Below are 4106 nucleotides of genomic sequence, written 5' to 3' on the forward strand. Positions count from 1 at the left end.
CCCGCGCGGGGACTCACTGGAAGTTCACGTCACTGCACAGGTAGTACGCCTGGTCCATGTGGCTCGCCTGCCAGATGGTGAACACCACGTGCCGGCCGGTGCGGCTGCCCGCGTTGACCTGGGCCTGGTAGAGGCCGGTGGTGCCGTAGCGACCGGTGGACGTCACGAGCTCCAGGTCGCTCCAGCGCAGCGGCTGGGTGGCCGTGTTCACGCCCTGGCGGGTGATGTAGACGCGGAGGTAGTCCGCGCCGTGCTTCGCCTGGTCCGTGATGGTGAGCGTGAACTGGCGCGGCTTGGTGGTGGTGTTCCACGCGCCCACCGCGTCCAGCGACCGGTACCGGCCGCTCTCGGCGAGACCGCCGCTGCACAGCTGGCCGTTCGCCAGGGCGCCCTGGTGGTTGCCGCCGACGCCGTTGCGGTACAGGCCGTTCCAGTTCCACATCGTGTTGGGGTCGGCCTTCCAGGCCTGGGCGCACATCGGGTCCGTCTGGCCCATGTTCGGGTTCAGGTGGTCGCTGCCCCAACGCTGGTAACAACCGTAGTTGCGCGAGGGCGGGTCGGTCACGGACCCGTGCGCACTGGCCACGCCGGTGGTGCCGATCAGGGCCACGACCGTGGCGGCGAGGACCGCCAGGACCGAGGTGAAGACGCCGAGCACAGTGCGGAGACCGCGTCGGAAGGTCATGTGTGTCCTCCACGTTGAGGATTGACGACTACCGGACTGGGAGCGCTCCCAGATCCCAAGGTAGCGAACCGGGCACGTTCTGTGAACCCCATCCGCGCACGAAGGATTTGCGCGGCCGGCGTGCTCCGAACGGCCCACCGGCCCGCCTGCCGCAGCCGGCGGGCCACGCCCCCGGCGGTCAGCGGTAGTAGCCCTCGACCGCCGCGCGCGCCTCCTCGTACAGGTCCGGTCCCTCCGTCGGCACGGCGGGGAAGCCACCACCCGGCTTGAGCGCGTTCAGCTGCTCGCCGGACAGCGCGAACACCACGCGCCCCAGCCCGGAGCGCGCGATCGCGCCCGCGCACATCCCGCACGGCTCGCAGCTGGTGAACATCGTCGTGCCCGCCGCGACCGCGGGCGCCAGCTCCCGCGCCGCCCACCGGGCGAGCTTCAGCTCGGGGTGCGCGGTGATGTCGTCGTCGGTCACGCTGGTGTTGCGCTCCTCGGCCAGCACCCGGCCGTCCGGGCCGACCAGCAGGGAACCGAACGGCGGGTCGCCCGCCGCACGGGCCTCCCGGGCCAGCTCCACCGCGCGCCGCAAGCTCATCCGAACTCCTTCCGCACGGTCGCGAGCGCCTGCCACGCGACCTCCGGGTGCCGCGTCTCGGCGGGGTCGCCGACGAACGGGTCCAGCACCACCTCTTCCGCCCCGGCGTCCCGCAGCGCCGCCAGGTCGGCCACGACCTGCTCGACCGTGCCCTCGCCGAGCAGCCGGCCCTCCCCGGCCGGCTCGGGCGCGAGGCGCAGCAGGACGCGCGGGGCGAGCGCGGGCGCGGGCCGCCCCTCCTCCTCGGCGAGCGCCCGCAGCCGCGCCACCGCGTCCCGGTGCGCGGCGGGCGTCATGCGCAGCCCGTGCCACGCGTCGCCGAACCGCACGGCCCGCCGCAGCGCCGCGTCGGAGTGCCCGCCCACCCACAGGGGCACCCCCGGCGCGTGCTCCCGCACCACCGCCAGCCCCTCGTCGGTGAGCCGGCCGCGCGCCCCGAACGGCACGCCCAGCGCCGCGTACTCCTGCCGCGCCCAGCCGACGCCGACGCCCAGCGCGAACCGCCCGCCGGACAGGTCCGCGAGGTTGGCCGCCATCCGCGCCACCAGCAGCGGGTGCCGGTAGGGCAGCACGACCACGCTCGTGCCCAGCCGCAGCCGCGAGGTGACCCCCGCCAGCCACGCCAGCGCGGTGAACGGCTCGTAGAACGGCGCCGGGTACTGCTCGGCGACGTCCGGGGTGATCACCACGTGGTCGGACAGGAAGAGGGAGTCGAAGCCCAGCCCCTCGACCGTCAGGGCCCAGCTCCGCAGCACCTCCGGCGAGGTTCCGGGGCCGAAGTTCGGGACGTTCACACCGATCCGCACCCGGTCAAGGCTAGGCCCGGCACCCCTGTCGGCTGAAGGGATCGTCCACGGTCCTTCGGGCCGGACGCCGGGAGAACCCCGGTACTTTCGCGGGATGACCGTGAACCTCGACCCGACCGACTGGGCGATCCTCGCCGAGCTCCAGCGCGACGGCCGGGTCGCGCTCACCGAGCTGGGCCGCCGGGTCAACCTCGGCGCGTCCGCGACCACCGAACGCCTCCGCCGCCTGGAGTCCGCCGGCGTCGTCACCGGCTACCGCGCCGAGGTCGACCTCGGGAAGGTCGGCTACGCCGTGCTGGCCGTGGTGCGGCTGAAGTACCCCGGCAACCGGCACGAGCCGCTGCACGCGCTGCTCGCCGAGCGCGGCGAGGTGCTGGAGTGCCTGCGCACCACGGGCGACGACTGCTACGTGCTCAAGGTCGCCGCCACGTCGATGGCGCACCTGGAGCGGGTCGTGGACGAGCTGATGGCGTTCGGCAGCACCACCACGAACGTCGTCTACGGCCAGGCCCTGCCCTACCGGGGCGTGTCGGCGCCGGACGCGCCCCGGTAGGAGGAGGCTCACCGCCAGGGCGTCACGGTCCCGCAGCCGGCGGGCTGCGCGGCGCACCGCCCCCCCGGACCGATCTCGGCCAGCAGCCTGCCCCCCGCGTCGTAGGCGCGGACCGCGCCGATCGTGCTCGTCTCCGGGATCTCCCAGGTGCTCGGGTGCTCGACGTAGGCGACGAACGTGCCGTTGGCGACGGTCGCCGGCACCGTCTCGCCGCGGCGCTCCCAGGTCACCGAGGCGACGTCCGCCGAGACGCGGCCCGCCACGTACTCGACGCCCGGCGCCCCGCGGTACTGGGCCCTGTTGCCGGGCACGTCGCCCCCGGCCCGGCTGCTGTTGACGTCGAGCTCCAGCGACCCCCGCACCAACCGCAGGTCGATCCCCGCCGCCATCCCCGAGTTGTAGGGCATCGAGGGGCCGCCGACGGTGCAGTCGAGGGCCGTGTCCTCCGTGTAGACCAGGGCGAAGTCGCCGAGGGCGCCGCGCAGGTACTGGTAGAGCCTCGGCGTGCCGCCCACGCCCGCGATGGCCCGGCAGCCCTCCCCGATCTCGGCCTCCCGGCCGGGCGGGAGACCGGTGACCACCGGGTCGGCCCCGGGGAGCTTCGCGGGCGTGCTCGTCGTCGTCGGCCCGGCCGTCGTCACCCCGGTCGTGCCGGACGCGGCCCCCGGGTTCCCGGGGCGCTGCCACGTCGTGACGGCGACCAGCGCGACCGCGGCCGCCACCGCGACCCCGGTGACCAGGGGCGCGTACCGCGGGCGGCGGCGTCCGCCCCCCGCGACGGCCCGCTCCAGCTCGGCGCGGATCTCGGCCTGCCGGCCGGGCGGCAGGTCCCGGGCCGGGGGGAGTGCGCTGTTCATCGGTCCTCCAGGGACATCGCGGGGACGGTGTCGACCGACTGCGGACCGAGCCTGCGGGTCAACCTGGCCTTGGCCTTGCTGACGCGGGCCCGCACGCTGCCCTCCGCGATGCCGAGCACGGCCGCCGCGTCCGCGTAGGACACCCCGGACCACACGCACAGCGCGAGCGCCTCCCGCTCGTTGCGGGGCAGCTCCTCCACGGCGGCCAGCAGCACCGCCATCCGCCGCTGGTCGTCGACGCGCTCGGCGACGAGGTCGGCGTGGTCGGGCACCGGGACCTCCGCGGGGGCGCGCCGGAACAGCCGCAGCCGCCGCGCCAGCGCGCGCCGGTCGCCGCGCACCACGTTCGTCGCCACGGCCAGCAGCCACGGCAGGGCCGAGTCGTGCTCCAGCCGCAGCCCGTCGCGCTTGCGCCAGGCCAGCAGGAAGGTGTTCTGGAGGTGGTCCTCGGCGGCCGTCCACGACGCGGTCAGCCGGAAGCAGTGGTTGTAGACCGCCTTGGCGTGCCGGTCGAACAGGACCCCGAAGGCGTGCCCGCTGCCGGCCGCGGCCTGCGCCCAGAGCGCCCTGTCGTCCGGCCCGCGCTCGCGGGGGTCATCGGTCGTCATGTCCCGTCAGT

At 75.0% G+C, this 4106-nt stretch carries 6 protein-coding genes; 1 reads left to right on the forward strand and 5 read right to left on the reverse strand.

What is annotated here, in order from left to right; genetic code table 11:
- Nucleotides 1–13: 13 nt before the first annotated feature.
- The 3 genes from ACR807_RS41310 to ACR807_RS41320 form a co-directional block, all read right to left on the reverse strand.
- Entirely contained in the window at nt 14–685 is a 672-nt protein-coding gene (locus ACR807_RS41310; protein WP_438927009.1) for a lytic polysaccharide monooxygenase auxiliary activity family 9 protein, read from the reverse strand.
- A gap of 178 nt (nt 686–863) precedes the next feature.
- A complete protein-coding gene (locus ACR807_RS41315) occupies nt 864–1271 on the reverse strand; it encodes a nucleoside deaminase (RefSeq protein WP_438927010.1) in 408 nt (135 codons plus the stop codon).
- Entirely contained in the window at nt 1268–2077 is an 810-nt protein-coding gene (locus ACR807_RS41320) for an LLM class flavin-dependent oxidoreductase (protein WP_438927011.1), read from the reverse strand. The genes ACR807_RS41315 and ACR807_RS41320 overlap by 4 nt, the downstream gene beginning before the upstream one ends.
- A 94-nt stretch (nt 2078–2171) precedes the next feature.
- Between ACR807_RS41320 and ACR807_RS41325 the strand changes: the two genes are divergently transcribed.
- On the forward strand, nt 2172–2630 hold the full coding sequence (locus tag ACR807_RS41325) for an Lrp/AsnC family transcriptional regulator (RefSeq protein WP_438927012.1): 459 nt from the start codon (nt 2172–2174) through the stop codon (nt 2628–2630).
- Between the two features lie 8 nt (nt 2631–2638).
- On the opposite strand, the gene ACR807_RS41330 is transcribed toward ACR807_RS41325, so the two are convergent.
- Both ACR807_RS41330 and ACR807_RS41335 read right to left on the reverse strand, forming a co-directional pair.
- Nucleotides 2639–3487, reverse strand: a complete 849-nt coding sequence (locus tag ACR807_RS41330) for a hypothetical protein (protein WP_438927013.1) — start codon at nt 3485–3487, stop codon at nt 2639–2641.
- Complete coding sequence (locus ACR807_RS41335; RefSeq protein WP_438927014.1) at nt 3484–4095, reverse strand: RNA polymerase sigma factor; 612 nt, start codon at nt 4093–4095, stop codon at nt 3484–3486. The genes ACR807_RS41330 and ACR807_RS41335 overlap by 4 nt, the downstream gene beginning before the upstream one ends.
- Nucleotides 4096–4106: the final 11 nt, after the last annotated feature.

It is taken from the genome of Saccharothrix sabaoui (assembly GCF_051756985.1).
Classification (GTDB): Bacteria; Actinomycetota; Actinomycetes; order Mycobacteriales; family Pseudonocardiaceae; genus Actinosynnema.

What these genes read in the sequence shown, in the direction of transcription:
- ACR807_RS41330 (WP_438927013.1), bottom strand. Translation starts at nt 3,487, where the DNA reads ATGAACAGCGCACTCCCCCCGGCCCGGGACCTGCCGCCCGGCCGGCAG.
- ACR807_RS41310 (WP_438927009.1), bottom strand. Translation starts at nt 685, where the DNA reads ATGACCTTCCGACGCGGTCTCCGCACTGTGCTCGGCGTCTTCACCTCG.
- ACR807_RS41335 (WP_438927014.1), bottom strand. Translation starts at nt 4,095, where the DNA reads ATGACGACCGATGACCCCCGCGAGCGCGGGCCGGACGACAGGGCGCTC.
- ACR807_RS41315 (WP_438927010.1), bottom strand. Translation starts at nt 1,271, where the DNA reads ATGAGCTTGCGGCGCGCGGTGGAGCTGGCCCGGGAGGCCCGTGCGGCG.
- ACR807_RS41325 (WP_438927012.1), top strand. Translation starts at nt 2,172, where the DNA reads ATGACCGTGAACCTCGACCCGACCGACTGGGCGATCCTCGCCGAGCTC.